We start from the raw sequence: 26947 nt of genomic DNA on the forward strand, positions 1-26947 counted from the left end.
GTGCCGCACCCTTCATGTTGAACAAAAGAATGGCCTCCATCGCATCGGCAGCTTTGCGAAATGCGACTGGGCCATTGATGGAATACTGCTGCCGCAGCTTGCTCAATTCGCCTTCATCACCCATCGCATCATCCACCGCTTGGGTGCTACTTTTCGCAATGGCAAAGTAGGCGTCGCGCTTGGCGCGGTAATCCGCGTACAAAGCCTGTTCTGATGCGCCCTTGGCAGAGTCCTCGGTCGAAGTTGTCAGCGTGGCTGCGTAGATGTCGGTCGCTTTGGATAAATTGGACTCGAGCTCTTGGATCTTTTTTTGAAAGCTCATTGCATCCAAGCTTCCTTGCACGGCAAGACGATCATTGATCACCAAGTAATGCTCCGACAGATAGCCTTTCATTCGCCCCAAATTCTCAATGGCTGGGAGCCACGAGTTACTCACCTGCCGAGCTTCCTGCTTAACCGAGATGTTCTGGTACAAAGAATTAACGGCACTCAAAACCGCTAACACCAGAATTACCAGCAAGCCAAGAGTAATGCGCGCGCGAATGCCTAGTCGATTCAAGTTCATGTTCGTCTTTCAGAGCAAGCGCTTCCAACGCGCAGTATTTTTTAATGGGGTGAACGTGAACATTCTGGGCACAATCCGCCCAGACAAAACCGGTAACATCTTCTAACCATCATCACTTCCGCATTAATTCAGTGGGGCACGCGTTCCTGTACTAGCGCGTGTCAGATGCCGCAACCGCAAACTCCTCGCATCAGGGACAATACGCCCTATGCTGAACTTTGAACTTTTGGCCACCGATGCTGATTCGCACGCACGCCGTGGCCGCCTGACCCTCAACCATGGCGTTGTCCAGACGCCCATCTTCATGCCCGTGGGCACCTATGGCACTGTCAAGGGTGTGATGCCCCGCAGCCTGCACGACATGAACGCCCAAATCATTCTGGGCAACACCTTTCACCTGTGGATGCGTCCCGGCTTGGATGTGATCAAGCAATTTGGCGGCCTGCACGCCTTTGAACAGTGGAACAAACCCATCCTGACCGACTCTGGCGGCTTCCAAGTCTGGAGCTTGGGCCAGATGCGCAAGATCACCGAGGAAGGCGTCAAATTCGCCAGTCCCGTCAATGGTGACAAGCTCTTTCTCACGCCCGAGGTGAGCATGCAAATCCAGACGGTGCTCAACTCGGACATCGTGATGCAGTTTGACGAGTGCACGCCCTATCTGTCGGTAGACCCCAAGAGCAAAGGCCAGATCACCACCGAAGCGCAAGCCCGCTCCTCCATGCAGCTAAGCCTGCGCTGGGCCGAGCGTTGCCGTGACGAGTTTGCCCGCCTGTCCAACCCCAACGCGCTGTTTGGCATCGTGCAAGGGGGCATGTTTGAGCATCTGCGCGACGAGTCGCTGGCTGGACTGGAAAAACTGGACTTTCCCGGCATCGCTGTGGGCGGCCTGTCGGTGGGCGAGCCCAAAGAAGACATGCTGCGCATCCTGCGCCACATCGGCCCCAAGCTGCCAGCGCACAAGCCGCACTACCTGATGGGCGTAGGCACGCCCGAAGACCTGATCACCGGCGTGCAAATGGGCATAGACATGTTCGACTGCGTGATGCCCACGCGCAATGCCCGCAACGGCACACTGTTTACGCGCTATGGCGACCTGAAAATCCGCAACGCCCGCCACCGCAGCGACCCGCGCCCCATAGACCCTAGCTGCACCTGCTACGCCTGCGCGGGCAGCTCGGGCGTGTCGTGGAACGACGGTGGCCGCGAGGGCTTTAGCCGCGCCTACCTGCACCACCTGGACCGCTGCGGCGAAATGCTCGGCCCTATGCTGACCACAGTGCACAACCTACACTACTACCTGACGCTGATGCAAGAGGTGCGCGACGCCTTGGACGCCCAGCGTTTGGGCTCATTTGTACAAGCGTTCCACACCACCCGCGCACAAGGGGCATAACTGACATGGGACAAGGCAAGTTGATCATCGTTGGCGGCGGCTATTTGGGTGCTGGCTTGGCGCGGCGCATGGATGCACACGCCGATGTCACCTTGGTTGAGCCCCGCGAAGCGTTTGTACACAACTCGGCCATGATTCGTGCCTTGGTAGAGCCAGCACTGCTGGAGCAAGTGCTCATGCCCTACGACAAACTGCTGCAACGCGGCCGCGTGCTGCGCCAGCGCGCCACAGCCTTGCATGCCGATGGGGTGACCTTGGCCAATGGTGAACGTTTGCATGCCGATGCCGTTGTAGTGGCCACCGGGTCGCGCTATGCCCTGCCATTCAAACCGGCTGGGGACTCGATTGAAGCCCTGCGCCAAGCCTGTTTGGACACCCACCAACAACTCCAAGCCGCCAAGACTGTCGTCATCATCGGTGGTGGCGCAGTTGGCATAGAGCTGGCAGGCGAAATTGCAGCGAGCATGCCTGGTAAGCAGATCACATTGGTCAATAAAGACCCCCACTTTTTGCCCGACTATCCCGATCGCTTAGGTCAAAAAATTCAGAGCCAGTTGCAAGCGATGGGCGTGCATACCATGCACAGCAACTACGCCTTGCGCTTGAACCAGCGCCATGCGCCCTACTGTGGCACGGTGCAGCTTTTCCAAGGACAAACTCTGTACGCCGACCTCATCATCCCGGTGGTGGGTGCCAGCGCCCAAAGCGAATTACTCACCACATTGCCGGATGTACAACTAGGCTCTGCGGGCCGCATCATCACCGATGACTGGTTGCGCCCCAGCCCCAGCATGCCCAAGGTATTTGCTGCGGGTGATGTGGCCGATACAACCGATGGCATGACCATCGTGGCGGCCCTGCGCCAACTGCCATGGCTGGCCAAAACACTGCGCCGTGTGCTCAATGGCGGCCCCGTGCAACGAGGTTGTCACTACCACCCATGGCAGCAAGCACCGATTTTGTTGCCCCTAGGGCCCCGCAAAGGCAATAGCTGGCTGCCCTACATCCCCACCCACAAACTGGCTGTGCAAGGCCCTCGGTTGACGTCCTTGATGAAGGGACGCGATTTGTTTATTCCCAAATACCGCAAGCTATTCAGGCTGGAGTAAGCATCTGCTCGCGGTGAAGGCGAAACACACTGACTGCCTGCACCAAATCGTTCGATTGCGCACGCAAGCTGGCAGCAGCAGCCGCCATTTCTTCCACCAAAGCGGCGTTTTGCTGGGTGGTTTGGTCGATGCTAGAAACGGCTTCACCCACCTGCACCACGCCCCGGGCTTGCTCATCACTGGCCGCCGATATGGAAGCCACGCTCTCGCTCAAGCGCTGGATACTGACCACCACTTGCTCCATGGTCTGCCCGGCATACTGGGCTTGCGCAGCACCTTGCTCAACGCGCTCGACACTGGTGTTGATGAGCACCTTGATCTCGCGGGCCGCCTCGGCACTGCGCCCAGCCAAAGCGCGCACTTCGCTGGCTACCACCGCAAAGCCACGCCCCTGCTCTCCGGCGCGGGCTGCCTCTACCGCCGCGTTCAGCGCCAAGATATTGGTCTGAAACGCAATGCCATCGATCACCCCAATGATGTCGGCAATCTTGCGACTGGATTCTGAAATACCGTCCATGCTCTGCACCACTTGGGCCACTGCTTGACCACTTTGCTGGGCAACGCCCGACGCCTCTTGTGCATGCGCATTGGCACGCTTGGCGTTGTCCGCGTTTTGGCGCACGGTGGAACCCAGTTGCTCTGTGCTGGCTGCCGTCTGCTGCAAGGCACTGGCTTGGCTTTCAGTGCGCGCCGACAGGTCTTGGTTGCCATGGGCGATTTCGGCACTGGCTGTGGCCACGTTCTCCGAACTTTGGCGCACTTTGTGCACGATGTGGGCGATGCTGCCCTTCATGCGCTCCAAGGATTGCAGCACGACCCCAATTTCATCTTGGTTGCGGACTTGGATATCGACATCCAGATTGCCCTTCTCGATTTGCTCGCAAGCATGCTGGGCTCCGTGCAAAGAGGCTCGGATGCGACGCAGCAATGACAAGCCCATGAATGCAGCGCCGCCTATGCCCAGCAGCGTTACGCCAACAGATATCCAAAACATGCGCTCATAGCGCTTCTCGGAGTGATCGTATTCGTCTTGTGCTTCTTTGAGCTGCACTGCGATGAGTGCATCCATGATTGGCTGGTATTGGGCCGCAATGGGACTGAGTTTTTTCTCGTACACCTCTTTGGCCTGCTCAGTTTGGCCTGCCAAGGCGGCATCCCGCGTGGGCAGCACGCCCTCTTCCACATAGCGCTTGCGAATCGCCGCGAATTGCTCTGCCAATTCTTTTTCTTTCAGCGTCATGGAGGTACTGGCGTACTGCGCCAAAATCTCTTGAACTGTCTTGCGGTTCTTTTCCAGTTCTGTGTTGCGTCTGTTCATGCGCTCTGGTTCTGGAAACAAAACCATGTCCATCACCAGCACACGGTTGCGGATCATCAACCGACCAACCTCTTCGAGCTGCCCCAACGCCACCACGCGGTCTTCGTACACCGTCTTGAGACTTTGCATCCCAACACGAGAGACCAACACACCAAACACACCTTGCAACAACAGCAAAGCAGACGAAACAAAAACCAGCATAAAAAGGCTGGTGGAAATCTTCATATGGCGCATAACTCCCTTTCTCACTCCTGCTGTTTTTTCATTTTACTAAGCAGTCGATAGTTATATATACAAATTAAATATATACATACTACTATCTAAAAATGATACGCATTCGCTAACACCCCAATCTTCTATCATTGGCACCTCTGCTTGATGACCACAAGCCACCACCATGATCCGCATCACTGAACTCAAACTACCCCTATCGGCACTGCCCGTCGAAATACGCCGTGCTGCCGACGCCCCCAGCGAAACCGAGGAAGACCGCCGTCCGGTATCGCACCCCACCGAAGCTCTGCAAAGACTGGTAGCGCAAACGCTCCAAATCCCCTCGGATGCCATCGCCCACCTGCATGTGCACAAGCGCAGCTTTGATGCCCGCAAAGCCGACCTGCAGGCGGTGTACATCGTGGACGTTGCGCTAGTCGATCCCTCGCAAGAAGCCGCACTGCTGGCGCGCTTGGCCCAACACCCGCATGTGGCAGCCACGCCGGACATGGACTACCACTTGGTAGGCCAAGCCCCGGCTGGCTTTGCACGCCGCCCCGTGGTGGTGGGCTTTGGCCCCTGCGGCATGCTGGCCGCACTGGTGCTGGCGCAAATGGGCTTGCGCCCCATCGTGCTTGAGCGCGGCCCCAGCGTGCGCCAGCGCACCAAAGACACCTGGGGCCTGTGGCGCAAAAAGACACTCAACCCCAACAGCAATGTGCAGTTTGGCGAAGGCGGCGCAGGCACCTTCTCGGACGGCAAGCTGTACAGCCAGATCAAAGACCCGCGCCACCTGGGCCGCAAAGTGCTGCAAGAGTTCGTGCGCTTTGGCGCGCCCGAGGACATCTTGTTCGAAGCACACCCGCACATTGGCACCTTCAAGCTGGTCAAAGTGGTGGAGGGCCTGCGTGAAGAAGTCATGCGCTTGGGCGGTGAGGTGCGCTTTGGCCACATGGTGAGTGATTTGCTATCAAAACAGGAGCACGGTCAGCAATCCCTGCAAGCTCTAGAGGTCAAAAACATCTTAGAAAACACCAGCTACACACTGGAGGCCGACCACGTCATCATGGCGCTGGGGCACAGCGCCCGCGACACCTTTGCCATGCTCTACGAACGCGGCGTGGCCATGCAGGCCAAGCCCTTCTCGGTGGGGGTGCGCATAGAGCACCCGCAAAGCGTGATCGACCGCGCGCGCTGGGGCCGGCACGCAGGCCACCCCCTGTTGGGCGCTGCCGACTACAAACTGGTGCACCACGCCGCCAATGGCCGTGCGGTCTACAGCTTTTGCATGTGCCCCGGCGGCACCGTGGTGGCCGCCACCAGCGAGCCCGAGCGCGTGGTGACCAACGGCATGAGCCAATACTCCCGCGCCGAGCGCAATGCCAACGCCGGCATGGTGGTGGGCATAGAACCCAGCGACTACCCGCAAGACGAGGCTGCATTCGTGCACGCTTGGGGGCCCGAGCGCGGCGTGCGCTACGCCCGCGAGGCCGCCGCCCTGCGCGCCAAGCACCCGGACGACCCGCAAATGGCCCACCCATTAAGCGGCGTGAACCTGCAGCGCCAACTGGAAAGCCTAGCCTATGTGGTCGGCGGTTCCAACTACGAAGCCCCCGCCCAACTGGTGGGCGACTTTTTGGCCCAGCGCCCCTCGGGCCAACTGGGCGCGGTGCTGCCCTCGTACAAGCCGGGCATCAAGCTAGGCGATTTGTCGCAGGTGCTGCCCGTTTACGCCATCGAGGCCATGCGCGAGGCCCTGCCCGCTTTTGGCCGCAAGATTCGCGGCTACGACATGCCCGATGCTCTCATGACAGGGGTGGAAACACGCACCTCCAGCCCCATCAAAATCCCCCGTGGCGAGGACCTGCAGTGCACCAACCTGCGCGGCCTGTACCCAGCCGGTGAAGGCGCGTCCTACGCGGGCGGCATTTTGTCGGCGGGGGTCGATGGCATCAAAGTCGCCGAGGCCGTGGGCAAAAGCCTGCTGGGTTTGCACTAAGCGCCCCCAGCGATGCTCCCCCTAGCATTGCGCAAACCCAACCGATATTGGCTAGCGGCCATGGCCGCGGTGCTGCTGGCCTGGGCTTTGGCCTACGGCGCAGCGCAGCGCCAGCAAAGCGCCACGCTGCAAGCGCTGGGGCGCGACATTCAGGTGCACGCCCTGGCCCTGCGCGGAGCCACGGCGCGCCACAGCTACCTGCCCTACACCGTGGCCCAGCACCCACTGGTGCAAGCCGTGCTGCGCCACCCCAGCCCCGCCAATGTGGCTGCGGCCAACCACTACCTGGAAGACATCAACCGCAACGCTGGCTCCTTGGCGCTGTACGCCATGGACGCCCACGGCCGCACCCTGGCCGCCAGCAACTGGCGCAGCAGCCAAAGCTTTGTGGGGCAGGACTACGGCAACCGGCCTTACTTTTTGCAAGCACTGCGCGGTGAACAAGGCCGCTTTTACGGCGTGGGCAAAACCACGGGCGAGCCGGGCTACTTTTTGTCCGCTCCGGTGCGCAGTGCAGCGCCTGCAACGCCATCAGCACAAGCAGCGCAGACGCTGGGCGTGGTGGCGGTGAAGGTGGATTTGCGCCCCCTGCAAACCACGTGGCAAAACGCCGCCTACCCGGTGCTGCTAACCGATGCGCACGGCATCGTCATGCTGGGGTCTGAACCCGCATGGCTGTACCACGCCACCCGCCCGCTGGACGGGGCCGAACAAGACTGGCTGGCGCGCCACAGCGTGTATGGCACCCACCCCGTCAACCGCCAAACCCTGCCGTGGGATGTGCGCCCCGTGCCTAACGACAGCGCGCAAGGCGTGGAGCACGGTGCCATCGTGCAGACCGCACTGGCAGGGCAAGTGCAACAACTACTAGCTGTGCAAGACACCCTGCCCGAGCTGGGCTGGACGCTGACCGTGACCCACAGCGCCGCCGTAGTGCAGCAGGCCTTTTACGCCACCGCCACCCTCACCCTGCTGGTGGCCGCCCTGTTGGCCACCGCTTGGCGGCTGGTGCAAACGCGGCGGCTGCAGCAGTACCAGGCCCAGCAAGCCCAACTGCAGCACGTGCAGCGCCGCGCCATGCTGGACGAAATGGCCTCCACCCTCGCGCACGAAATCAACCAGCCGCTGCTGGCCATAGGTGCCCAAGCGTCGGCCGCGCTCTTGTGGCAAGAGCAAGGCAAGACCGACGCCCTGCGCGAAAGCCTGCAGCGCATAGAGGAGCAAAAGAACCGCGCCGCCACCATCGTGAGCCGCATACGCAGCCACGTCAAAAGCCAAACCGCCGGGGCCGAGGTGTGCACCCTGCGCCAACTGGTGGACAACGTGGCCGGCTTTTTGGCCCCCGAACTGCGCCAGCACCACACCACGCTGACATGCGAAGTGCCCACCACCCTGCCACCGCTGCGGGTGGACAAGGTGCTGATGGAGCAGGTGCTGCTCAACCTGCTGCTAAATGCCTTACAGGCCCTGCAAGCCCAGCACGGCCCCCCCGCCACCCAGCGCTGGGTGGGCGTGCGCGCCAGCAGCGACGGCGGCGAAGGGAGCGGCCACACCCTGACCGTGGTGGTGGAAGACAACGGCCCGGGCATTGCACCGGCCATCGCCGCGCAGTTGTTCCGCCAATTTGTCAGCACCAAGCCGCAAGGCCTGGGCATGGGCTTGAGCATTTGCCGCTCCATTGTGGAAGCGCACCGGGGCACCCTGCAGTTTGCCAACCGCCCCGAAGGCGGTGCGCGCTTTACCCTGACACTGCCAGCCCATACAGCAGCCCATACAGCAGACCATGCGACAGACCATGCGACAGACCATGACCCAGCCCCTAAGCCCTGAGCTGCACCTGCACATCGTGGACGACGACGACGGCGTGCGCCTGTCCCTGTCCACCCTGCTCACGGCCAGCGGCCACCGCGTACACGAGTACGCCAGTGGCGAAGACTTTTTGGCCCAAGCCGACACCACCCAGCCCGACTGCGTGCTGCTGGACCTGCGCCTGCACGGCATGAGCGGCCTGCAGGTGCACGACGCCCTGCGCCAGCGCGCCAGCCCCATGGGGGTGGTGTTTTTGTCCGGCCACGGCGACATACCCACCGCGCTGGACGCGGTGAACCACAAAGGCGCGCTGGACTGGATCGTGAAAGGCAGCCCCAACGCCGAGCTGCTAGAACGCATCGCCCGCGCCATGCAGCACCTGCGCCAACAAGCCCAACACCAGCAAGCCCGCCAAGCCGTGCTACAGCGCTGGCACAGCCTCACCCCGCGCGAAGCCGACGTAGCCCGCCTGCTGCGCCAAGGCCTGAGCAACAAAGCCGTGGCGCAAACGCTGGACATCGGCGTGCGCGCCGTAGAAACCCACCGCGCCCGCGTCTACGACAAACTATGGGTGAGCAACCCGACGGAGTTGGAGCGGCTGCTTAGGGAGCATGGGGTGGGGTGAATCCATCCGTCCAAGTGGTTACGTGATTGAACGTGCTTGCAAGTAGCACGCGCATGCGTAAAATATGGTTGCATATGTGCAACTAGATTCATCGATACAAGCACGTGCGAGTCATTCTTGATACTTCCGTTTTGGTTGCTGCCACGCGTTCGCGCAATGGGGCGAGTTTCCAACTGCTCTCGATGCTACCTAGCAGCCAATTTGAGATTGCCTTGACTGTGTCCTTGTATACGGAATGGCAGTCGGTACTGACTAGACCCGAGCATCTGCCACCCGGCGCAAGTGCTGAAGCGGCGATAGGGTTCTTGCGGTATTTGGCGTCGATTGCCCACTTGCAAGACGTGCACTTCTTGTGGCGGCCGTTCTTGCGCGACCCGGACGACGATATGGTCTTGGAATGTGCCGTGGCATCAAGCAGCCGCTACATAGTCACGCACAACGTAAAAGACTTCAAGCGTTGCGCAGAGTTGAATGTGCAAGCCGTTACCCCAGCCGAATTTTTAACATTCCTTAGGAGGCCAACATGACAGCATTGACCGTACGACTGCCGAACTCCGTGCATCAAAAAGTGCGCGAGTTGGCCGAGCGTGATGACATTTCGGTGAACCAGTTCATCGCAGCCGCCGTATCAGAAAAGATGGCTTCGGTGATGACGCTGGATTACTTGAAGGCAGAAGCCGCCAAGGGCAACCGCAAGGACTTTGATCAGTTCTTGGCAATGGTGCCGGATGTGCCTGCGCCTAGTGGCGACTGAATAGTCGAGGCACACCACCAATGACTTGGAGCAGCTACTCAGTGAGCATGGGGTAGGGTAAAGAGAGTCGAAATCGTGCCAAGTCGTGGCTTTGGTCAAGCAGCCACGCCCCTCCCCTAGTGGTTTTCCCGCGTTTGCGTAGTTTTACGCACGACCGGGTGGGGCAAGTCTTCGCATCATCGCGCCACAAGTTTTTATGCGAGGAGACTCCCCATGCAACTGGCATTGCGCCCCCAGACCGTTGCCCGCCTGAGCGCTGTATGCGCCCTGCTGGCCAGTTCCCTAGCCCCCAGTGCCCACGCCCAAGAAGTGGTGCGTTTGGGCAACCTGAAGTTCGCGCACTATGGCGCGGTGTCCTACATCAAAGAGATTGCGCCCAAGTGCGGTATCAAGGTGGAGGAAAGCATGTTCGCCAAGGGCCCGGACATCATGCAAGCCATCGTGGCGGGCGAGTTGGATGTGGGCGCATCGGCATCGGAAGCAGCCATTGCAGCGCGTGCCAAGAACGTGCCCATCTACGTGGTGGCGGGCTTTGCCAAAGGCGGGGCGCGCTTGGTGGCGCGCACCGATGCAGGCATCAAGACCGTGAAAGACCTCAAGGGCAAAAAAGTAGGCGTGACGCGTGGCGGCATTCAAGAGGTACTGCTGGCGGCGCAACTGGGCCAAGCAGGCCTGAGCTTTTCGGACCAGCCGGGCAAGGACGTGCAGATCGTCTACTTGGCCTTCCCCGACCTGAACCAAGCGCTGATGGGCAAGAACATCGACGCCATGCTGCAAAGCGAGCCCTATGCCTCACAAGCGCTGAACAAGAACTTTGGCACCGAGATCAACCGCCCCTACGACACGCCCATTGGCGAGCCGGTGCGCACCTTGGTCATGACCGAGAAGTTCTACAAAGAGCGCCGCCCTGTGGCCGAGAAGTTCATGCGCTGCTTTGTGGAGGCAACCAAAACCTTCATGGACAACAAAGCGCTGGCCGAGAAGTACGTGACGCAGACCATGTTCAAGGGCCAAGTGACCAAGGACGACTTTGAGGACGCCATCGACAACTCGCCCTACAGCTTTGACATCACCGCTGCGCATATCCAAACCACGGGCGAGGTGATGCAAAAGTACGGCATTGGCAAGATGGACAAAGTGCCCACAGCCACTGAGTGGGTGAAGACCGATTTGCTGGATGCGGCCAAGAAGTCGCTCAACATCAAGTAAGGGGGCGGCATGCTGGCAAAGCGTTTAACGCAATGGCTGAGCGGCGCGGTGGTGCCTGCGGCAGTGCTGCTGCTGTGGCAGGGGGTGTGCTCCATGGGCTGGGTCAATGAGCATGTGCTGCCATCGCCCACGGCGGTGGTGCACAAGTGGGTGCTGTACCTGCTGCCGCTGCAAACACTGGAGGAAAGCGGCCTGCCCTATTGGCGCTGGCTGCTCTCGGGCGAGCTGCTGAGCGACGCGGCAGGCAGCCTGTACCGCGTGGTGGTGGGCTTTGCAGTAGGTGCGGTGCTGGCACTGCCGCTGGGCTTGCTCATGGGCAGCAGCCAGCGGGCCTACCGCATGTTCAACCCCATCACACAGGTGCTGCGGCCCATACCACCGATTGCCTATATCCCTCTGGCCATTTTGTGGTTCGGGCTGGGCAATGCACCGGCTATCTTCCTCATCGCCATCGGCGCGTTCTTTCCGGTGCTGATGAACACCATCGCCGGGGTACGCCATGTGGATGGCATTTACCTGCGTGCGGCGCGCAACCTGGGCGCGGGGCAGTTCACCATCTTCACCCGCGTCATATTGCCTGCGGCTGTGCCCTACATCCTGACGGGGGTGCGCATTGGCATCGGCACGGCCTTCATCGTGGTGATCGTGGCCGAGATGATTGCCGTGAACAACGGGCTGGGTTTTCGCATTCTGGAAGCGCGCGAATACTTTTGGTCCGACAAGATCATCGCGGGCATGGTCACCATTGGCCTGTTGGGCTTGGCCATCGACTCGGCGGTGAACAAACTGAACAACCACCTGCTGCGCTGGCACCGTGGACTGGAGAACTGACATGAGCGAGAACGCCATTGCCATTCGCAATGTGAACAAGGTGTTCAACACCGGTGAGCGTGAAGTGATCGCGCTGCGCGACATCACGCTGGACATTCCCAAGGGCCAGTTTGTGTGCCTGCTGGGGCCATCGGGCTGCGGCAAGTCCACGCTGCTCAACGCGGTGGCGGGCTTTGCCCTGCCCAGCAGCGGCAGCATCGTGGCCAATGGCCGCACCGTGACCGAGCCCGGCCCGGATCGCGGCATGGTGTTCCAAGAGTACGCGCTGTTTCCGTGGATGACGGTGGAGAAGAACATCGCCTTTGGCATGGAGATCAAAGGGGCGAGCGCTGCCGACATCACCCACACCGTGGACGCGATGCTGGACAAGCTGGGGCTGACGGACTTTCGCCACCGCTTCCCCAAGGATCTGTCGGGCGGCATGCGCCAGCGCGTAGCCATCGCACGGGTGCTGGCACTGGATTCGCCCGTCATGCTGATGGACGAGCCCTTTGGCGCGCTGGATGCGCTGACCCGCCGCACGCTGCAAGACGAGCTGCTGCGCATTTGGGCAGAGTCGCACAAGACGGTGATTTTTGTGACCCACAGCATTGAAGAAGCCGTGTACCTGGCCGACCGCATCGTCGTCATGACCTACCGCCCCGGCACGGTCAAGCGCGACATGCTGGTGGATCTGCCGCGCTTGCGCGACCCATCATCCGCAGGGTTTAACGCCCTCAAACGCGAACTGGCCGCACTGGTGATGGAAGAGCAAAACCGCTACCAGCAAGCAGAACTGACAGCGGCGGTGGACTGAGGCGTAGCCCCCTTGGCCGTATGGTCTATAGGGCCTACGGCTTGCTGCGCGCTTTGCTCGGCACCCGCAGGTCATCCAGATAGTCAGTCGCGATGTTCACCGTGCTGTGCTGGCCCAGTGCATCAAAGTGCTTGTGCAGCCATTTGGCTGCGCACTCGCGCCCCAGCTCGTACAGGGTGTAGATGAGCTTGGCATCGGTCTGCGTTTTGCTGGAGGCGGGGTAGCTCTCCAGCGCCTCGCCCCCGTCTATGCGGTGCAGCAGCACGTCTTTGTAGCGGGTGGGGTCTAACTTGCCGTCGGCCAGCAGGCGTTTGACAAAGTCGATGGCGCGCATCTCGGCTATCAAGGCGGCGTTGAAGGTGATCTCGTTCACCCGGTCCATGATGTCCGCCGCCGTAGTGGGCAACTTGTCGCGACGAATGGGGTTGATCTGCACCAGCAGCACGTCGCGGCTTTTGCATTCGTAAAACAAGGGGTGGATGGCTGGGTTGCCCGCAAAGCCGCCATCCCAGTAATGCTCGCCCTCTATCTCCACCGCCTGAAACAGCGTGGGCAAGCAGGCCGAGGCCATCACCGCATCGGGCGTGAGGCGTTTGCCAGAAAACACCTCCGCCTTGCCGGTGCTGACCTTGGTAGCCACCACAAACACCTTGGGGCTGCGGCTGGCAGCCAAGCGTTCAAAGTCGATATGCAGTTGCAAGAACTGGCGCAGCGGGTTGATGTCCAACGGATTGGTTTGGTAGGGCGATACGGACTGCGCCCAAAAGTTGTTGACCGCATTGCTGAGCATGCGTGGCAAGCCCGGCAGCGCAGACTGCAGCGCACCCATGGCGATAACGCCTTCCCATAAACCGCGCAGCGACTTGCGGGCTGCTTCGCGTTCTTTGTCGGGCGACTGGCCCTCGGCCTGCGCCAGCCCGTTGGCCAGCGCCACGGCATTCATGGCCCCGGCGCTGGTGCCGCTGATGCCGTCAAACGCGATGCGACCATCTTCTAGCAGGGCATCCAGCACGCCCCAAGTAAACGCACCGTGGGAGCCTCCGCCCTGCAGGGCGAGGTTGATTAAAGCCATACACACACCTCCTACAGACACCAATGAACAAAGCCTCCAGCAGGGGGGCTCCAGCCTTGGGTGTGCAGATTAGCACGGGCTTATGAACGTTGGCGACGGGCGTCCAAACTCCAAGCACCTGCGCCTTGGGCTGCCAGCACCAGTAAACCACCGGCTATAGCGATGTTCTTGAAGAACAGCAGCTGCACCACAAAAGCTTGATCCGCAGGCACAGCCCAGAAGGGGTGGAAAAAGAAGCTAGCGGCCAAGGTAAACAGCGCCAGCACCACCGCAGCGATGCGAGTACCAAAACCTGTAACGAGCGCTACGCTGCCCAAAATTTCGACCGTGAGGGCCAGCACTGCACCCACTGCAGGCAGTGGCAAGCCCGCAGAGGCGATGTAGCCCACGGTGCCCGAAAAACCAGCCAACTTGCTAATGCCTGCGGGCAAAAACAAGAGGGCCAACAGCACGCGGCCCGCCAAGTTAAGGGCGTTCTGGACTGGGGCGGGAAAAGTAATGGTGTTCATGGTGGTAGCTCCTTGCATTTCATACAGTGTTGCGATGGGTGAACTATATCCGCCAACAATGACCCTGAAAATGCCCTTTAATGGATATCATTGTTGCCACAATGGAACAATCATCCACCAGCATAGACCCCAATGACCTGCTGATTTTCGCCCGGGTGGCCGAGCTGGGCAGCTTTAGCCGCGCAGCCGAGAAGCTGGGTCTGCCCAAGTCCAGCGTGTCGCGCCGTTTGGCTGCGCTGGAGCAACGTTTGGGCGAGCGCTTGCTGCTGCGCACCACCCGACGCCAAACCCTGACGGAGCTGGGCACCCAATTGTTGGAACACGCCCAGCAGGTTGCGCAAGAAGTGCAAGCCGTGCAAGACCTGAGCGAGCATCGGCAAACCACCCCCAGCGGGCGACTGCGCGTGTCCATGCCCGCCGACTTGACCACCCTGCTGCTGGCCAAGCACTTGGCCGACTTTGCCGCGCAGTACCCCCACATAGCGCTGGAGATCGATTTATCGGCCCGCCGGGTGGATTTGCTGGGCGAAGGCTTTGACGTGGTGCTGCGCGCAGGCATATTGACCGACGACAACCTGCTGGCCGCGCGCAAGCTGTGCGACCTATCCTCCAGCCTGTACGCCGCCCCCAGCTATCTGGCACGCCATGGCGAGCCGCACACCCCCGCCGACTTGCAGCAGCACCACACCGTGCGCCTGCAGCGCAGCAGTGGCGAACTAGCGCCCTGGCCGCTGCGCTGCGGGGAGCAAACTGAGCACGCCAGCCCCCCATGCCGCCTGAGCGCCAATGCGCCCGACTTGGTACTGCGCTGGGTGGTTGCAGGCTGCGGCATTGGCTCAGTGCCCAATGCACTGGCGCGCCGCGACTGGGAGCAAGGCGCATTGGTGCGCGTGCTGCCCGATTGGCAACTGCCTACCGTACCTATATCGGCCGTGTTTCCGGGCCGCAAGCTCATGCCACCCAAAACCCGGGTGTTCATCGACATGCTGCACAGGGCTTTTAGCGAGAACGGGCTGTAACTCGCCAGCATTGCTGTTTTCTCGCTACCGTCATCGGGCAAAAACAGATTGAACGAGCGATGCCACATCACCATCATGCTGCAGTCCTAGCTTGTGTGCAGTCGGTGTGTGCAAAGGCGGATACGCGGCAAAAAGCTTTTGGATTACGGGATCGGGTTGGTATTGCACCAAGTCTCGGCGATCGGTGCCCAATCGATGTACCAGAGCGGCAACCACCTCCTGCATCTGCAGGCAAAGTGCAGGCATTTGGTACACCCGCCCCACATGGGATGGGGGAAGATCAACAAGCGAAGCTAAGAGCAAATTGTTGACCGCCGCCTTGAGCGACAACCACCACGCAGTTCCCTCGGGGCTCACAGGAAGGGTGATGGACTGTCCTTGAGCAAGTACCCAGAACACATCACTCATAAAGGCCGACATCAGACCTTGGGATGAGGCAGGACGCGCAACGATGCCAGGCAAACGCAAAGCGCATCCGTCTACCCATCCGCGCCGTGTTGCATCGGCCACCAGCAGTTCGCAAGCACGTTTATGCACGCCATAACTCAAACTTGGCAACGCAGGCGTTTGCTCATCCACTGCGGGGGGAAGGTTCTCACCATAAACAGCGATGGAGCTGGCATAGACAAACCGAGCATGTATTTCATGCTCGCCCAAGGCCTGCAACCAATCGGCTGTTGCATCCAGATTCACGCGTCGCCCTAAGGCATAGTTTTTCTCTGCTGTCCCGCCTGGGACACTGGCCAGATGTATCACGATATCGGGCCGCAATGCACAGACCTTTTCCAGCACGGCGGGATCGGCAACACTGCCCTCTATGGGCAGCAAGCGGGCATCTGCGCTCTCAGAAGGCACGTGCAAATCGACAGCCACCAAGCACTCCAACGAGGATGCCCATGAGGATGATTGGAGCAATGTCTTGACGAGTGCAGAACCGATAAACCCACCAGCACCAGTAACAACGACGCGTGTCATGGGCAATACTTCGCAACGCGTTGTTCAATTACACCGAATGGGCCGGGTGAACCGTCGTCCCATAGCGCTTGCATTCGCACGCGATCACCAAAGCGCATGAAAGGGGTGCTGCTTTGTCCATGGTCAATGATTTCAATGACTCGCCGCTCTGCAATGCATGCCGAACCTGCAGTCCGTGCAGCGTTGGAGACCGTGCCCGAGCCGACAATACAACCCGCCGTAAGTCGGCGCGTATGGGCGGCATGTGCAATCAATTGTCCAAAATGGAAATTCATTTCTCCCCCATGGGGTTGACCAAAATGGTCGCCATTCCATTGCACCTGCAGAGGCATTTGCACCCGTCCACCATGCCACGCAGCGCCTAGTTCATCGGGCGTCACGGCAAGTGGGGCAAATGCCGTCGAGGGCTTGGCTTGCACAAAACCAAAACCCGTTTTCATTTCATGCGGCCCCAGCGCACGCAGGCTCCAGTCATTGATCTGTACAACCAGACGCACACAATCGAGTGCAGATGCCGCATCCACCCCCATAGGCACGGCTGCAGTAATCACGCCGAACTCACCCTCGAAATCAATCCCATCTTCCTCTCGGGGTAAAAACACATCGTCGTGCGGCCCCAAGAAGTCATCACTGGCACCTTGGTACATCATGGGCACTGTCTCTACCAATGGTGGTGCAGGTTTGTTGAAGGCCCGATCCATCAAATTACTGTGATTGAGGAAAGCGGAGCCATCCAACCACTGCGGGCTGCGTGGCAAAGGCGCGGTACAGGCAGCCGGGTCAAACGCAAAAGCGCTCGGTGCCGTGCCAGCATTCAAGGCTGCATACAAGGCTTGCAGCGGTTCATACACCGTATCCCAGTGCTGCAAAGCATTCAGTAGCGTGGGAGCTATTGCCTGCGCTGAGACTGCTTGCTGCATATCGCGGGATACCAGCAGCAACTGACCATCTATCTGGGCGTTTCGCAAAGTTGCAAATTTCATGGGGAATGTCCTGAAAGAAAGGGCTATGTGCTAGCCGCAAGTGACTGCGCAATAGCGGCGTCGTACACGCCATCGACCAACACAAACAGCATTCGGCAAGGCTTGCCTGAACGATTGGCCCAAGCGTGGTTGGTACCGCGTTGCACCACCACACTGCCCGGCTTCAACGGCACTTCTGCGTTGTCCAAAATTAAAACCACCTCCCCCTCTATAACCACACCATAGTCCACAGACTGCGTGCGATGCATCAAGGGATGTGGTGAATGCGCATGGACGGTCGATGCCGCTGCATCCCCTATCTGGTCAAAGGCCGCTTGCATGCGTTGCGCGCCTTGTTTCAAAAATTCATCGGTATCCGGGGGAATGTCTACAAAGCGAATACGGGTACCCTGTGGTGGCGGTGGCAGGACAACTGGCCCCAATGTCGGATCAGGGCCGTTATCTACCAAGACAGGACAACCTTGGGTGCTCCAAACTTCATGAAAAAAAGTACCGGGTATGGCGGCCATAGGAAGTACCGTGGGCAAAGGGCCGTTGGATACCAACACCGCTTGGCCTTTCTCGTTATGGCCAGTGACAACCCGATGGATGGGAGGAAAAGACATGCACTCACTCCTAGTTATCAAAAATTGCCACCGCACGCGTCCAACCAGCAGAAGCGCCACGGATCTTGTGCGGGAAGCAAGAAATCGTGAAACCTGTCGGCGGCAAGGCTTCTAGGTTGTGCAGCTTTTCAAGGTGGCAATACCCAATGTCACGACCTGCCTTATGGCCTTCCCAAATGAGTGCTTTGTTGCCTGTTTCGGCCACGCGCTTAGCGGTGTAGGAGAACGGGGCATCCCAGCTCCAAGCGTCGGTACCTGTGAGTCGCACGCCACGCTCTAGCAGATACATCGTGGCCTCATATCCCATTCCACAACCAGCCCCCAGATAGTCGCCATGGCCATAGCGTGAGCCAGCACGGGTATTGACCACCACGATATCCAACGCTTGCAGTGTGTGACCAATGCGGTTGAGTTCCGCTTGTACATCGGCTGCGGTGGCCACATAGCCATCGGGGAAGTGGCGAAAATCCAGTTTCACACCAGACTGAAAGCACCACTCTAAAGGCACCTCATCAATGGTGATAGAGGGACGTGATCCTCCGTTTTTGGCATCCTGAGTGGAGTGAAAGTGCCAAGGCGCATCAAGATGGGTTCCGTTATGGGTGGTCAGTGTGACCCACTCAGCAGCGGCAGCCTCACCATCGGGATAGTCCTCGGGATGGGTTCCCGGAAGCATGGCCATGAACTCTGGCAGCGTATCCGCATGCTTTTGGTACGTTATCTTGGGCGCCAGAGGTGGCGGGTCAGACAGAACATCGTTCTCCAAGTAAATGGACAAGTCGATAAAACGGCGTTGGGATTGGCTCATATCAACAAACCTCCAGATTCACCCGTGCTCGCCCCAAAAGGGACGGATGCACAACATAGGAAAAGAAATGTGCAAGGGGTCATAGTGCAACTCATGCCACCCCCTGTGCAGGAGTCACTGCTGGTCTAACACGATGAATGCGGGCAAATGCCAACATGGCCAGCGCATCAATCACCAAAGCAGCAACACCCAAGCTGCCATAACCCAACACTTTGACCAAGGTGCCTCCCAATATGGGGCCAATGGCCGCGCCAAACATCAGCATCGCTGGGGTAGCAGCCAAGGCCCTGCCACTGGGATCCAAACGCGCCAGCACGCCAAAAGCGAATGTGTGGGTAAAGATCATCACGGCTGCAAAAACAGCAGAGGCCACCGCATAGGGTGCAAAAATGGGCGAGTTCATGATGAGCACAACCAATAGCGCTTGCAGGGCAGGCCCGACGAACAACACCTTGCTGGCGGCCCAGCGCTTTTCCAGCACCGCAGCTAACGCGGCAGGGAACAGATTTACCACGCCAAGGGCAATCAGCACGCCAGTAACCGCATCCAAGCCGAAACCATGGTCACGGCCCACACGCTCCAAAAAGCTAAAGGTCATGGACTGCACCAAGCCCATGGCCGCAACGCCCACCACCCCCCACCACACTGCCGCGGACAAGGGAGTGGAGGTTGCTGGGCGTTCGCTTTTCGCCTTGTCATCCGTATCAACCACGGGAAAGGCCAGTACCGCCGTCACAGCCGCCACAGCCATAACACCGGCAAACACTTGAAATAGCACCGAACCACCAAACTGAGACACCAACACCGGGGTTCCGCCTAGGAATGCAATAGCGAACACCCCCAACGCAATGCCCACCAATGCAAACAGTCGATGGGGGTTGCGACTGCGAGCAATGGTTCCATGCGTCACACTCAGTGCCAAACCGGCAGCCAAACCAACGACCGCATGCAATACAGCCAACTGCGCAAATTGCGTGGTGGTAGATGCGATTACAAAGCCCACACAAGCCAAAGCAAAACCCAGCGCAACGGCAATACGCCCAGGTAAGGCCTGAATAAAAGGTGCCAAAACCAAGCTGGCTAGCACGGCACCAGCAAGAAACAATGTGACCAGTAGACCCGCTTGCTGGGGATCGAAGTGGTACACCGAAATCAAGGTTCCCACCCAGACTGGCAAAGCCACCAGATCGACCATGCCAGCGCAATGGGCCACCATCAAGGCAATGCGGCCACGAACAGATTCAGTACGTATCATGTGTTTCTCCTAGGGCATCAGATAGGTTCGGCCAGTGCCATGAGGGAGGTGCGCATAATCTGCGCATGCTCATTCTTGTCGCCACCAGCGACCTCTATCTCACCTAGACGGGCTGAGTTCTGCACCACCATGCGACAACGCTCCCAGCGTCGCGCCTCAAAAGCAGCAATTCCTTGAGGAATATCTGCCGCACGTCCCAACTCCTGCGCCAACACCAAGGCATCTTCGATGCCGATACAGGCACCGGAGGCCAAATGCGGGGTAGTGGCATGAACGGTGTCGCCAATCAGAACCACCCGGCCCTGTGACCACGGACGGGGCATGAGCATGCCCTCCAGAGGCCGGTACACAATCTGCGAATCGGGCCCCAACTGGTCGCGAATACGCTGCAGCACCGGTGCAGGAAAGTCTGCCAACAAAGCCTTGAGCTTGTCCACAAAAGTGTCCGGCTCCACGTACTCATTGACGGGTTTAGGCTCTGTCACAAACAGGTACATCTCGGTGGCTGAAACTGGATTCACGCCGGGCTTGATCTTGGGCCCCATCCACATGGTGATGGTTTCAATCTCGGGTGGGCGTGGCAATACGGCACGCCAAACGGCCTGTCCGCTGTACTGCGGTTTGGGGGCCTGCGGAAACAACGCCGTGCGTACCTTCGAGTACAGACCATCGGCTCCCACCACCAAGTCGTAACGCGCTGTGCGACCATCGGTAAAGCGCACATAAACCCCAGTCTCATCTTGAGTGATTTCACTGAAGGTGGATCCGAGAAATACCCGCGTACCGCAGGCACGGGTGGCATTGGCCAATATTTTTGCCAACACTGGACGCATGATGGCCCCCCCACCGGGAACATCGGGTCTAGCCAGCCGCGGGGTGGGTATTTCAGCTACCCGTGGCCCATGGGGGGCGCACAGGTGCACGCCATCAGCTGCGTAACCTTGCTCCAAAAAGGCATCCAATACATTGAGTTGCTCAAACGCGCGTAGCGTGGCCGGGCCTAGGCTGATACCGGCTCCGTAGCTTCGCCAGCCTGGATCTATCTCCACCAGGTCAACCTCTGCGCCCTGTTTGCGCAGTTCTATTGCGGCCGACATGCCTGAAAAACCACCACCAATAATGAGGATGCGTCGGAATTGCTGTGTCATGGATATGTCTCCTTGTATGTTTTTTCGTCGATGTGTACTTCGCCCGATTCCTCGAGTCGCAGAGCAATCGATGTCAGCGATTGCCCCAAACACGGCCCCAAGGTGCACAGGCCGGTTTCAATTTCAAATTGCGCACCATGTGCTGCACACACGATGCGGTCACCAGTTGCATTCAAGTAAGCGTCTTTGCGCCATGCCATCGGGGTGTTGTGGTGCGGACAAGCATCCCGCCAGGCATACAGCCGCATGCCCTGACGCACCAGCAGCAGACTGTCTTGCCCCTGCCTCAGAGGATCAAAACCACGGGAGCCCCCATCGGGCACTTCATCTATATGGCACAAGCGCATGGTCGACCTTCAGGCTGTGGGTTTCCCGGCTCCAGGAGGTGGCCCTGACGGAGCCCACTTTTCGCGGTACTGCAACAGAAACAGCTGTGACGCATCAGCACCCATGCCCGCCTCACGTGCCGACCAATTGGTATCGTGCAAATCCATGTCTGCGTCGTACTCAACATGGCAGCCCAGCGGTGAGTTGAAATACCAAAACCAATTGCTCCCGAACTTATGCCGCCCAGGTCCCCAGAAGCTTTGGTAGCCCTTTTCGACAAAGCGCGAGCCTGCCAACATCACCTCGGTTGGCCCCCCCATGTGGAAGGTGAAGTGCTCGCATCCCTTCATGAAGGGTGGTGTCTGGATCATGAACAAAGTGTGGTGATCCAACGTACCTGCAGGACGCATAAAAGGCCCCACTCCGGTGAAGCGGTCGGTGCACACAAATCCCAGCCGTTGGTAAAAAGCCTCTGCTTTGGCTGCATCGGGAACGAAGTACACAACGTGCGAGAGTGAGCGAGGACGCGCTGGCATATCACTGACAACACCCAGTTGATTGACGCCGCGCTGAGGCTGTGCGCCAGGGGCATTGACCAGTTCGGCTGACAACGCAATTTTTTTGCGCACGGTGACTTGAAACGCCAGCGCAAATCCCATGTCATCGTGGCAACGCACTACACCACCATCGCGGGTTACTGGACGATCACGGCGCAACTCGGCCTCGATAGCATCAAGCGTGGCCACATCGGCCACGCCATAAACCGTCTCGCGCAGCATGTTGGCAGTGCCCAAGCCGGGGGGCAATGACGGATCATCTTTGGCGCGAATAATGACCGCCGTGCCATCGAGCGCTTCAAAGCGCCCATCTCCAGCATCCGTCAGGCCATAGTCGCTCAGGTACTGCTGGCATGCAGCCAGATCATCTACGCCAAAAACCAAGGCGTCAGGTCCAATGATGTTCATAGTTTTTCCTTGCAATAAATCTGATATCGATGCGTCAGGCCAATCGGCCACCCAAGGTTTCGGCGACCCAATCTGCGATGTACTGACCTGCATTGATGCTGTTGTCGAAACTGGCGTGCTGGGATCCACCCTCGCGGTCGGTAAACACTTTGAGTTCACGCTTGGGGCTGTTCACCAGTTGTTCGTAGGTGCGCTCAGCCCACTTCAATGGAATCTGGCTGTCACGCGCACCGTGGGTCACGAGGAAAGGCACGCGAATCTTCTCGACCACACCATCCAAATGCACGTCTTCAGCTATGCGCATGAAGTCCGCAATGTCTTTGGCACCCCAAACCCAGCACACATGGGCCCAGTAGTGCGGCACAGGAAAATCCCCTTCTTTCTCAAGGCGGCGCTTTTGCACATCACGCCAGTCGTGATTGGCCCCCCAAACCACACCGCAAGCAAAGCGCGGCTCCATCGCAACAGCACGTGGGCAGTAGTACCCACCCAGCGATACACCTTCCATGCCTATGCGTTGGGCATCGACGTCTGAACGTGATTCCAGCCAATCCACGACACGACTCGCCCAGTGCTCGGCGTCATAACGGGCAGTCATGCCGTGCAGTCGCAAAGCTTCTCCAGTGCCGGGCTGATCCACGATGAGTGAGGACACACCACGCTGTGCCAACCAGCCGGGCAGTCCGACCAAATACTTCATCTCCTTGGTCGAATCGAGTCCATTGACCTGCACCAGTAGTGGCGCACGTTGTCCCGGCTGCAACCCTATGGCTGGCAGATAGAGTGCGGATAGATGCTTGCCTTCATAGGGTATTTCGACCCGCAGCACTCGATCACCAAGCAAGCGTGAACCTTCGAGAAACAGTGCCAACTCGCGCTCATAAAGGGAACGACGACCGGGTGAGTCGTGCGCCTGCAATCGCTCGGCGGTAATCAGATAGCCGCTGGCACGACGCAACTTCTCACCCGCAGAGATCAAGCGACCACGATCCTTGTCCTGCGCAGCAAGTTCGCACAATTGGTCGGCCATCTTGACCCAGGTCTCTCGGAAAGCTTTGGTACCTGCTGCATCGGGTGCCTTAGCTGCCTCTTGTAGCGGTGCACACATGGCTTCTATTTCGCCAATCCGTGCACCCATTTCGATGGCCAGATCGACCGAAAGATTCCAAACGTAGTTGGTTGGAAAGTACTTAAACATAGATCACGTCTCCTTAAGGTCTTGAGATGCACGGGAATTCATTCCCTGCGTGTCAAAAGTGGGCTTCAACAAAAAGTGGGAAAGAGCCGGTATCAGAATCAAGGCACCCAGCATGTTCCAGAGGAACATGAACGCCAGCAGTAAGCCCATGTCGGCTTGGAACTTGATGGGACTGGCCAACCATGTGACAACACCCACGGACAACGTCACTCCTGTGAGCATGACCACCTTGCCGGTAAACAACAGTGCACGGTAATAAGCCTCGGACAAGGTCTTTCCCTCGCGCAGCTGCGCCAAGGTGACGGAGAGGATGTACAAGGCGTAGTCCACACCGATGCCAACACCCAATGCAATCACAGGCAAGGTGGCAACCTTTACCCCCATGCCCAGCAGTACCATGAGCGCTTCTGCCAAAAAGGATGTCAGCACCAACGGCAGTACCGCCACCAATACCGCGCGCCAAGAGCGGAATGTCACCAGGCATAGGAGCACAACAGCGCCATAAACCATGAACAACATGGTGTGCCACGCACCACGCACAACCATGTTGGTAGCGGCCTCAATGCCAGCAGAACCAGCCGCCAATAAGAAGCGGGCTTTATCGGAATTGTTCTGCTTGGCAAAGTCTTCAATATGCGCAACCACACGCGTCAAGGTATCGGCCTTGTGGTCGCGCAAAGAGACATACAGGGTCAGCAAGTTGCAACTGTCGTTGTAGAGACCTCTGGGTGCTCCTGCCGTAACGGTATTGAGCATGTCCTGATTGGGCACAAAGTCATACCAACGGGGATTGCCTTCATTCAAACCAGCAAGCACTCGCCGATTCAGAAGAGACAGGCTGTTGGTGCCTTCCACCCCATCAATTTGCCGAAGCTCCCACTCCAATGCATCAATTTTTTTCAGTGCCTCGTAGTTTGAGCAATCGCCATCAGGGGTCTTGACCATCACTGCCAACAGATCACTGCCCGCGCCGTACGCTTGGTTCATGAATGCCACATCCAAGTTGTAGCGACTCTGTGCACGCAACTCTGGGGCACCTGGGTCTAAATCACCGATCTTTAGCTGGGTACTCAATGCAAATCCCGCTAGGCCCAACACACCAGCCAGAGTCAGCGCTATGAATGCCCAAGGACGCTGGGTGAATCGATCCAGAAAAATCCACAGTGAGTGCTTATTCGCGCCCACTTGCTCAGCCATCTCTGCCCGCAAGCTGCGTTTGGCTGCCGCTGCACTGACCCCCGTGTAGGAGAGCAGGATTGGCAAAAGAATCAGATTGGTGAAGATCAGAACCGCTACGCCAATTGAAGCGGCAATAGCCAATTCACGGATTACCTGGATGTCTATTACCAGCAGTACCGCAAAACCCACAACATCGGCCAATAACGCGGTAAGCCCCGCCAGAAAAAGACGCCGGAAAGTCAAACGCGCAGCCACCAGCTTGTGCATACCGCGCCCAATGTCTTGCATGATCCCATTCATCTTCTGTGCGCCATGGCTCATGCCAATAGCAAACACCAGAAAAGGAACCAGCATCGAATAAGGATCCAGTGCGAAGCCCAAGGTAGGTAGCAAACCTAGCTGCCAAATAACAGCAATCAAGGATGCCAGCACAACCAACGCCGTAGACCGCACGCAGCGCGTGTACCAGTAGACCATGGCCGTTGCAATCGCTACTGCCAAGGCAAAGAACACCAACACAGCACGCACACCCGCAATCAGATCACCCACGATCTTGGCAAAGCCTGTGATGTGGATAGACACCCCTTGGGCTTCGTATTTGCTGCGCAAGGCTTCGAGCCGTTGTGTAAAGGCCGCGTAGTCCAGTGCTGTGTCGGGGGTATTTTGTGAAAGCAGCGGTACAAAGATGATGCTCGACTTGGCATCGCGTGCGACCAACTGCCCCAATTCGCCCGATCGTTCAATATTGGCAGCCAAAAGCTGCAAACTGCGCGCCGAACCATCATAGCCCTCAGGTATGACTGGCCCACCTTCCAACCCCTCCTCGGTCACCCCTACCCAACGGGTTGTAGGTGTCCAAAGGGATTTCATGCGCGCCCGGTCTACACCTGGTAGCAAAAATACTTCTTCACTCAACCGGCGCAGGGTATCGAGGTATGCGCGGTCATAAATGCTTCCCTCAGGCTTGGCCACCGCTATGCGTATGGCATTGCCCAAACCACTGAGTTCGCGTTGATACGCAAGGAAGTTCTGGATATACGGGTGCGCCGTTGGAATGGTTTTTTCAAAGCTCGCTTGCAAACGCAGCTTGCTGGCTTGCCATCCCAGTACGGCCGTAACCAGCATGCATAGCGCAATGACCCACCAACGGTGGTTAAACAACAAGCGCTCAACCCACGAACCTGAACGCGTGTCAAAGGACGCCATATCGCCAATGGGGGATATGTTGGTTTTCATGGTTGCGCTCCTTGAACCTGCGCAAACGCTGGCACAGGTACGACACCAGCGACACCCACGGCGAGCCATTGATCATTGGTCAACGGCAATATCCCTGCGGGTGTCGGTAGCGGCGTTGTATTGACTGGGGTGACACGTTGCCCCTGCAAACGCAACATTTGCCCTGCTTGCGTCGCCAACACAATGTCACCTGCAGGTGTCTGTGCACTGGCCAAGATGGAGGCGGCATTCGGCGTGGGAATTGCAACCCAGCGTCTACCAGCATCCGATGATTGCCACACGTTGCCACGCAATCCGACAAGGGTTAAGCGACCTCCAGGTTGCAGTTCTGCCGAAAACCAACTCCCGCGGTATGGCGATGGCATGGAGTGAAAAGTCTTCCCGCCATCATCGGATTGGGCCAACAAGCCTTGCTCACCGGCCAACAAAACGCTTTGATCCTGACGGCGTGCCACATACCAATGCATGCCACGAGGGTTGGGCAAACGCCCCATCCAAGACTGCCAAGTTGCACCACCATCTGGGCTGTAAAAGGCCAAACCGTATGCCCCCACAGCCAACAAATGGCGTGCATCCCATAACAGAACATCGAGAAATGGTTTATCTGGCCCATCTGCTGCCAACCGTGCTGCCTCGGTACGCTGCGCATCGTTGACAGCATCGCGCAAAGCAATGGCTGACAACTGCGTTCCATTAAGGCGCACCTGCCAATTACGGCCTCCATCTTGAGTCGTCAGTACAGTACCGCCATGGCCCACAGCGACACCATGCTCGGCGTCTGCAAAACGCACCATGGTCAGGCTAACGCTCACAGGGCAAGGCATCTGCCTCCAAGTCTTACCCTGATCCTCACTACGCACGATGACACCGCGCTCGCCCACAGCCACAATGCCCTGACCTGCATGGGCCAGTGCCAATAGAACGGAGCGCTCTGCCTGACGCACCAACAAAGCTGGACGTTGCAAAGCATCGCCCACTGGCGTCGCATCAGCACTGGAGATAGCCACTGCACAAGCGGCAGCTACCAGCATCGATGCGACTCCC

Annotated in this window: 25 protein-coding genes and 1 pseudogene; 11 read left to right on the forward strand and 15 right to left on the reverse strand. The window is 58.7% G+C overall.

Going from position 1 to position 26947, the window contains the following annotated elements:
• Positions 1-4: 4 nt before the first annotated feature.
• A pseudogene (locus tag KIK84_RS16975) lies at positions 5-565 on the reverse strand (Tar ligand binding domain-containing protein); the annotation flags it as partial.
• Positions 566-773: 208 nt separating this feature from the next.
• Between KIK84_RS16975 and tgt the strand changes: the two are divergent.
• On the forward strand, positions 774-1961 hold the full coding sequence (gene tgt, locus KIK84_RS05235; protein ID WP_214121965.1) for a tRNA guanosine(34) transglycosylase Tgt: 1188 nt from the start codon (positions 774-776) through the stop codon (positions 1959-1961).
• A 5-nt stretch (positions 1962-1966) separates the two neighbouring features.
• Positions 1967-3070, forward strand: coding sequence for an NAD(P)/FAD-dependent oxidoreductase (locus tag KIK84_RS05240; protein ID WP_214121966.1), 1104 nt, complete (start codon positions 1967-1969; stop codon positions 3068-3070).
• Here the strand turns inward: KIK84_RS05240 and KIK84_RS05245 are convergent.
• On the reverse strand, positions 3057-4613 hold the full coding sequence (locus KIK84_RS05245; RefSeq protein ID WP_214121967.1) for a methyl-accepting chemotaxis protein: 1557 nt from the start codon (positions 4611-4613) through the stop codon (positions 3057-3059). The two genes, KIK84_RS05240 and KIK84_RS05245, sit on opposite strands and share 14 nt — an antisense overlap.
• A 172-nt stretch (positions 4614-4785) precedes the next feature.
• On the opposite strand from KIK84_RS05245, the gene KIK84_RS05250 reads away from it, so the two are divergent.
• The 8 genes from KIK84_RS05250 to KIK84_RS05285 all read left to right on the forward strand — a co-directional run bounded on the left by KIK84_RS05250 (position 4786) and on the right by KIK84_RS05285 (position 12624).
• On the forward strand, positions 4786-6600 hold the full coding sequence (locus tag KIK84_RS05250; protein WP_214121968.1) for an NAD(P)/FAD-dependent oxidoreductase: 1815 nt from the start codon (positions 4786-4788) through the stop codon (positions 6598-6600).
• A gap of 12 nt (positions 6601-6612) precedes the next feature.
• A complete protein-coding gene (locus tag KIK84_RS05255; RefSeq protein ID WP_214121969.1) occupies positions 6613-8430 on the forward strand; it encodes a sensor histidine kinase in 1818 nt (605 codons plus the stop codon).
• Positions 8408-9034 carry a response regulator transcription factor gene (locus KIK84_RS05260; protein WP_214121970.1) on the forward strand — a complete coding sequence of 209 codons (627 nt, stop codon included), beginning with the start codon at positions 8408-8410 and terminating at the stop codon, positions 9032-9034. Before KIK84_RS05255 ends, KIK84_RS05260 begins: the two co-directional genes overlap by 23 nt.
• A gap of 104 nt (positions 9035-9138) precedes the next feature.
• On the forward strand, positions 9139-9561 hold the full coding sequence (locus KIK84_RS16900) for a putative toxin-antitoxin system toxin component, PIN family (protein ID WP_349815902.1): 423 nt from the start codon (positions 9139-9141) through the stop codon (positions 9559-9561).
• The gene (locus tag KIK84_RS05270; protein WP_214121972.1) at positions 9558-9788 is read left to right on the forward strand and encodes a toxin-antitoxin system HicB family antitoxin; all 231 of its coding nucleotides are present in this window, start codon (positions 9558-9560) and stop codon (positions 9786-9788) included. The genes KIK84_RS16900 and KIK84_RS05270 overlap by 4 nt, the downstream gene beginning before the upstream one ends.
• A gap of 213 nt (positions 9789-10001) precedes the next feature.
• On the forward strand, positions 10002-10997 hold the full coding sequence (locus tag KIK84_RS05275; RefSeq protein WP_214121974.1) for an ABC transporter substrate-binding protein: 996 nt from the start codon (positions 10002-10004) through the stop codon (positions 10995-10997).
• A gap of 9 nt (positions 10998-11006) precedes the next feature.
• Positions 11007-11828, forward strand: a complete 822-nt coding sequence (locus KIK84_RS05280; RefSeq protein ID WP_214121975.1) for an ABC transporter permease — start codon at positions 11007-11009, stop codon at positions 11826-11828.
• 1 nt (position 11829) lies between these two features.
• Positions 11830-12624: an ABC transporter ATP-binding protein gene (locus tag KIK84_RS05285; RefSeq protein WP_214121976.1), complete on the forward strand. Its 795-nt coding sequence runs from the start codon at positions 11830-11832 to the stop codon at positions 12622-12624.
• A 34-nt stretch (positions 12625-12658) separates the two neighbouring features.
• Here the strand turns inward: KIK84_RS05285 and KIK84_RS05290 are convergent, their stop codons facing one another.
• A complete protein-coding gene (locus KIK84_RS05290; protein WP_214121977.1) occupies positions 12659-13696 on the reverse strand; it encodes a patatin-like phospholipase family protein in 1038 nt (345 codons plus the stop codon).
• Between the two features lie 80 nt (positions 13697-13776).
• Positions 13777-14205, reverse strand: a complete 429-nt coding sequence (locus tag KIK84_RS05295; RefSeq protein WP_214121978.1) for a DoxX family protein — start codon at positions 14203-14205, stop codon at positions 13777-13779.
• Positions 14206-14306: 101 nt separating this feature from the next.
• Between KIK84_RS05295 and KIK84_RS05300 the strand changes: the two genes are divergently transcribed.
• Complete coding sequence (locus tag KIK84_RS05300; protein ID WP_214121980.1) at positions 14307-15224, forward strand: LysR family transcriptional regulator; 918 nt, start codon at positions 14307-14309, stop codon at positions 15222-15224.
• A gap of 30 nt (positions 15225-15254) precedes the next feature.
• On the opposite strand, the gene KIK84_RS05305 is transcribed toward KIK84_RS05300, so the two are convergent.
• The 11 genes from KIK84_RS05305 to KIK84_RS05355 all read right to left on the reverse strand — a co-directional run bounded on the left by KIK84_RS05305 (position 15255) and on the right by KIK84_RS05355 (position 26934).
• Positions 15255-16199 (reverse strand): NAD-dependent epimerase/dehydratase family protein, encoded by a 945-nt coding sequence (locus tag KIK84_RS05305; RefSeq protein WP_214121982.1) that lies wholly within the window; start codon positions 16197-16199, stop codon positions 15255-15257.
• Complete coding sequence (locus tag KIK84_RS05310) at positions 16196-17182, reverse strand: fumarylacetoacetate hydrolase family protein (protein WP_214121983.1); 987 nt, start codon at positions 17180-17182, stop codon at positions 16196-16198. The genes KIK84_RS05305 and KIK84_RS05310 overlap by 4 nt, the downstream gene beginning before the upstream one ends.
• A 23-nt stretch (positions 17183-17205) precedes the next feature.
• On the reverse strand, positions 17206-17787 hold the full coding sequence (locus tag KIK84_RS05315) for a cupin domain-containing protein (RefSeq protein WP_214121984.1): 582 nt from the start codon (positions 17785-17787) through the stop codon (positions 17206-17208).
• 10 nt (positions 17788-17797) lie between these two features.
• Positions 17798-18595 (reverse strand): cyclase family protein, encoded by a 798-nt coding sequence (locus tag KIK84_RS05320; protein ID WP_214121985.1) that lies wholly within the window; start codon positions 18593-18595, stop codon positions 17798-17800.
• A gap of 91 nt (positions 18596-18686) precedes the next feature.
• A complete protein-coding gene (locus tag KIK84_RS05325) occupies positions 18687-19850 on the reverse strand; it encodes an MFS transporter (protein WP_214121986.1) in 1164 nt (387 codons plus the stop codon).
• Between the two features lie 17 nt (positions 19851-19867).
• Positions 19868-20998, reverse strand: a complete 1131-nt coding sequence (locus KIK84_RS05330; RefSeq protein ID WP_214121987.1) for an FAD-dependent oxidoreductase — start codon at positions 20996-20998, stop codon at positions 19868-19870.
• Positions 20995-21345, reverse strand: a complete 351-nt coding sequence (locus tag KIK84_RS05335) for a Rieske (2Fe-2S) protein (protein ID WP_214121988.1) — start codon at positions 21343-21345, stop codon at positions 20995-20997. Before KIK84_RS05335 ends, KIK84_RS05330 begins: the two co-directional genes overlap by 4 nt.
• A gap of 9 nt (positions 21346-21354) precedes the next feature.
• A complete protein-coding gene (locus KIK84_RS05340) occupies positions 21355-22290 on the reverse strand; it encodes a VOC family protein (protein ID WP_214121990.1) in 936 nt (311 codons plus the stop codon).
• A 34-nt stretch (positions 22291-22324) separates the two neighbouring features.
• On the reverse strand, positions 22325-23488 hold the full coding sequence (locus tag KIK84_RS05345) for an alpha/beta hydrolase family protein (protein ID WP_214121991.1): 1164 nt from the start codon (positions 23486-23488) through the stop codon (positions 22325-22327).
• Between the two features lie 3 nt (positions 23489-23491).
• Entirely contained in the window at positions 23492-25903 is a 2412-nt protein-coding gene (locus KIK84_RS05350; RefSeq protein WP_214121993.1) for an efflux RND transporter permease subunit, read from the reverse strand.
• On the reverse strand, positions 25900-26934 hold the full coding sequence (locus KIK84_RS05355) for a WD40/YVTN/BNR-like repeat-containing protein (RefSeq protein ID WP_214121994.1): 1035 nt from the start codon (positions 26932-26934) through the stop codon (positions 25900-25902). The genes KIK84_RS05350 and KIK84_RS05355 overlap by 4 nt, the downstream gene beginning before the upstream one ends.
• Between the last annotated feature and the right edge of the window lie 13 nt (positions 26935-26947).

Source organism: Curvibacter sp. CHRR-16 (genome assembly GCF_018474005.1).
Taxonomy (GTDB): domain Bacteria; phylum Pseudomonadota; class Gammaproteobacteria; order Burkholderiales; family Burkholderiaceae_C; genus Allorhodoferax.

What these genes read in the sequence shown, in the direction of transcription:
- tgt (WP_214121965.1), top strand. Translation starts at nt 774, where the DNA reads ATGCTGAACTTTGAACTTTTGGCCACCGATGCTGATTCGCACGCACGC.
- KIK84_RS05240 (WP_214121966.1), top strand. Translation starts at nt 1,967, where the DNA reads ATGGGACAAGGCAAGTTGATCATCGTTGGCGGCGGCTATTTGGGTGCT.
- KIK84_RS05245 (WP_214121967.1), bottom strand. Translation starts at nt 4,613, where the DNA reads ATGAAGATTTCCACCAGCCTTTTTATGCTGGTTTTTGTTTCGTCTGCT.
- KIK84_RS05250 (WP_214121968.1), top strand. Translation starts at nt 4,786, where the DNA reads ATGATCCGCATCACTGAACTCAAACTACCCCTATCGGCACTGCCCGTC.
- KIK84_RS05255 (WP_214121969.1), top strand. Translation starts at nt 6,613, where the DNA reads ATGCTCCCCCTAGCATTGCGCAAACCCAACCGATATTGGCTAGCGGCC.
- KIK84_RS05260 (WP_214121970.1), top strand. Translation starts at nt 8,408, where the DNA reads ATGACCCAGCCCCTAAGCCCTGAGCTGCACCTGCACATCGTGGACGAC.
- KIK84_RS05270 (WP_214121972.1), top strand. Translation starts at nt 9,558, where the DNA reads ATGACAGCATTGACCGTACGACTGCCGAACTCCGTGCATCAAAAAGTG.
- KIK84_RS05275 (WP_214121974.1), top strand. Translation starts at nt 10,002, where the DNA reads ATGCAACTGGCATTGCGCCCCCAGACCGTTGCCCGCCTGAGCGCTGTA.
- KIK84_RS05280 (WP_214121975.1), top strand. Translation starts at nt 11,007, where the DNA reads ATGCTGGCAAAGCGTTTAACGCAATGGCTGAGCGGCGCGGTGGTGCCT.
- KIK84_RS05285 (WP_214121976.1), top strand. Translation starts at nt 11,830, where the DNA reads ATGAGCGAGAACGCCATTGCCATTCGCAATGTGAACAAGGTGTTCAAC.
- KIK84_RS05290 (WP_214121977.1), bottom strand. Translation starts at nt 13,696, where the DNA reads ATGGCTTTAATCAACCTCGCCCTGCAGGGCGGAGGCTCCCACGGTGCG.
- KIK84_RS05295 (WP_214121978.1), bottom strand. Translation starts at nt 14,205, where the DNA reads ATGAACACCATTACTTTTCCCGCCCCAGTCCAGAACGCCCTTAACTTG.
- KIK84_RS05300 (WP_214121980.1), top strand. Translation starts at nt 14,307, where the DNA reads ATGGAACAATCATCCACCAGCATAGACCCCAATGACCTGCTGATTTTC.
- KIK84_RS05305 (WP_214121982.1), bottom strand. Translation starts at nt 16,199, where the DNA reads ATGACACGCGTCGTTGTTACTGGTGCTGGTGGGTTTATCGGTTCTGCA.
- KIK84_RS05310 (WP_214121983.1), bottom strand. Translation starts at nt 17,182, where the DNA reads ATGAAATTTGCAACTTTGCGAAACGCCCAGATAGATGGTCAGTTGCTG.
- KIK84_RS05315 (WP_214121984.1), bottom strand. Translation starts at nt 17,787, where the DNA reads ATGTCTTTTCCTCCCATCCATCGGGTTGTCACTGGCCATAACGAGAAA.
- KIK84_RS05320 (WP_214121985.1), bottom strand. Translation starts at nt 18,595, where the DNA reads ATGAGCCAATCCCAACGCCGTTTTATCGACTTGTCCATTTACTTGGAG.
- KIK84_RS05325 (WP_214121986.1), bottom strand. Translation starts at nt 19,850, where the DNA reads ATGATACGTACTGAATCTGTTCGTGGCCGCATTGCCTTGATGGTGGCC.
- KIK84_RS05330 (WP_214121987.1), bottom strand. Translation starts at nt 20,998, where the DNA reads ATGACACAGCAATTCCGACGCATCCTCATTATTGGTGGTGGTTTTTCA.
- KIK84_RS05335 (WP_214121988.1), bottom strand. Translation starts at nt 21,345, where the DNA reads ATGCGCTTGTGCCATATAGATGAAGTGCCCGATGGGGGCTCCCGTGGT.
- KIK84_RS05340 (WP_214121990.1), bottom strand. Translation starts at nt 22,290, where the DNA reads ATGAACATCATTGGACCTGACGCCTTGGTTTTTGGCGTAGATGATCTG.
- KIK84_RS05345 (WP_214121991.1), bottom strand. Translation starts at nt 23,488, where the DNA reads ATGTTTAAGTACTTTCCAACCAACTACGTTTGGAATCTTTCGGTCGAT.
- KIK84_RS05350 (WP_214121993.1), bottom strand. Translation starts at nt 25,903, where the DNA reads ATGAAAACCAACATATCCCCCATTGGCGATATGGCGTCCTTTGACACG.
- KIK84_RS05355 (WP_214121994.1), bottom strand. Translation starts at nt 26,934, where the DNA reads ATGCTGGTAGCTGCCGCTTGTGCAGTGGCTATCTCCAGTGCTGATGCG.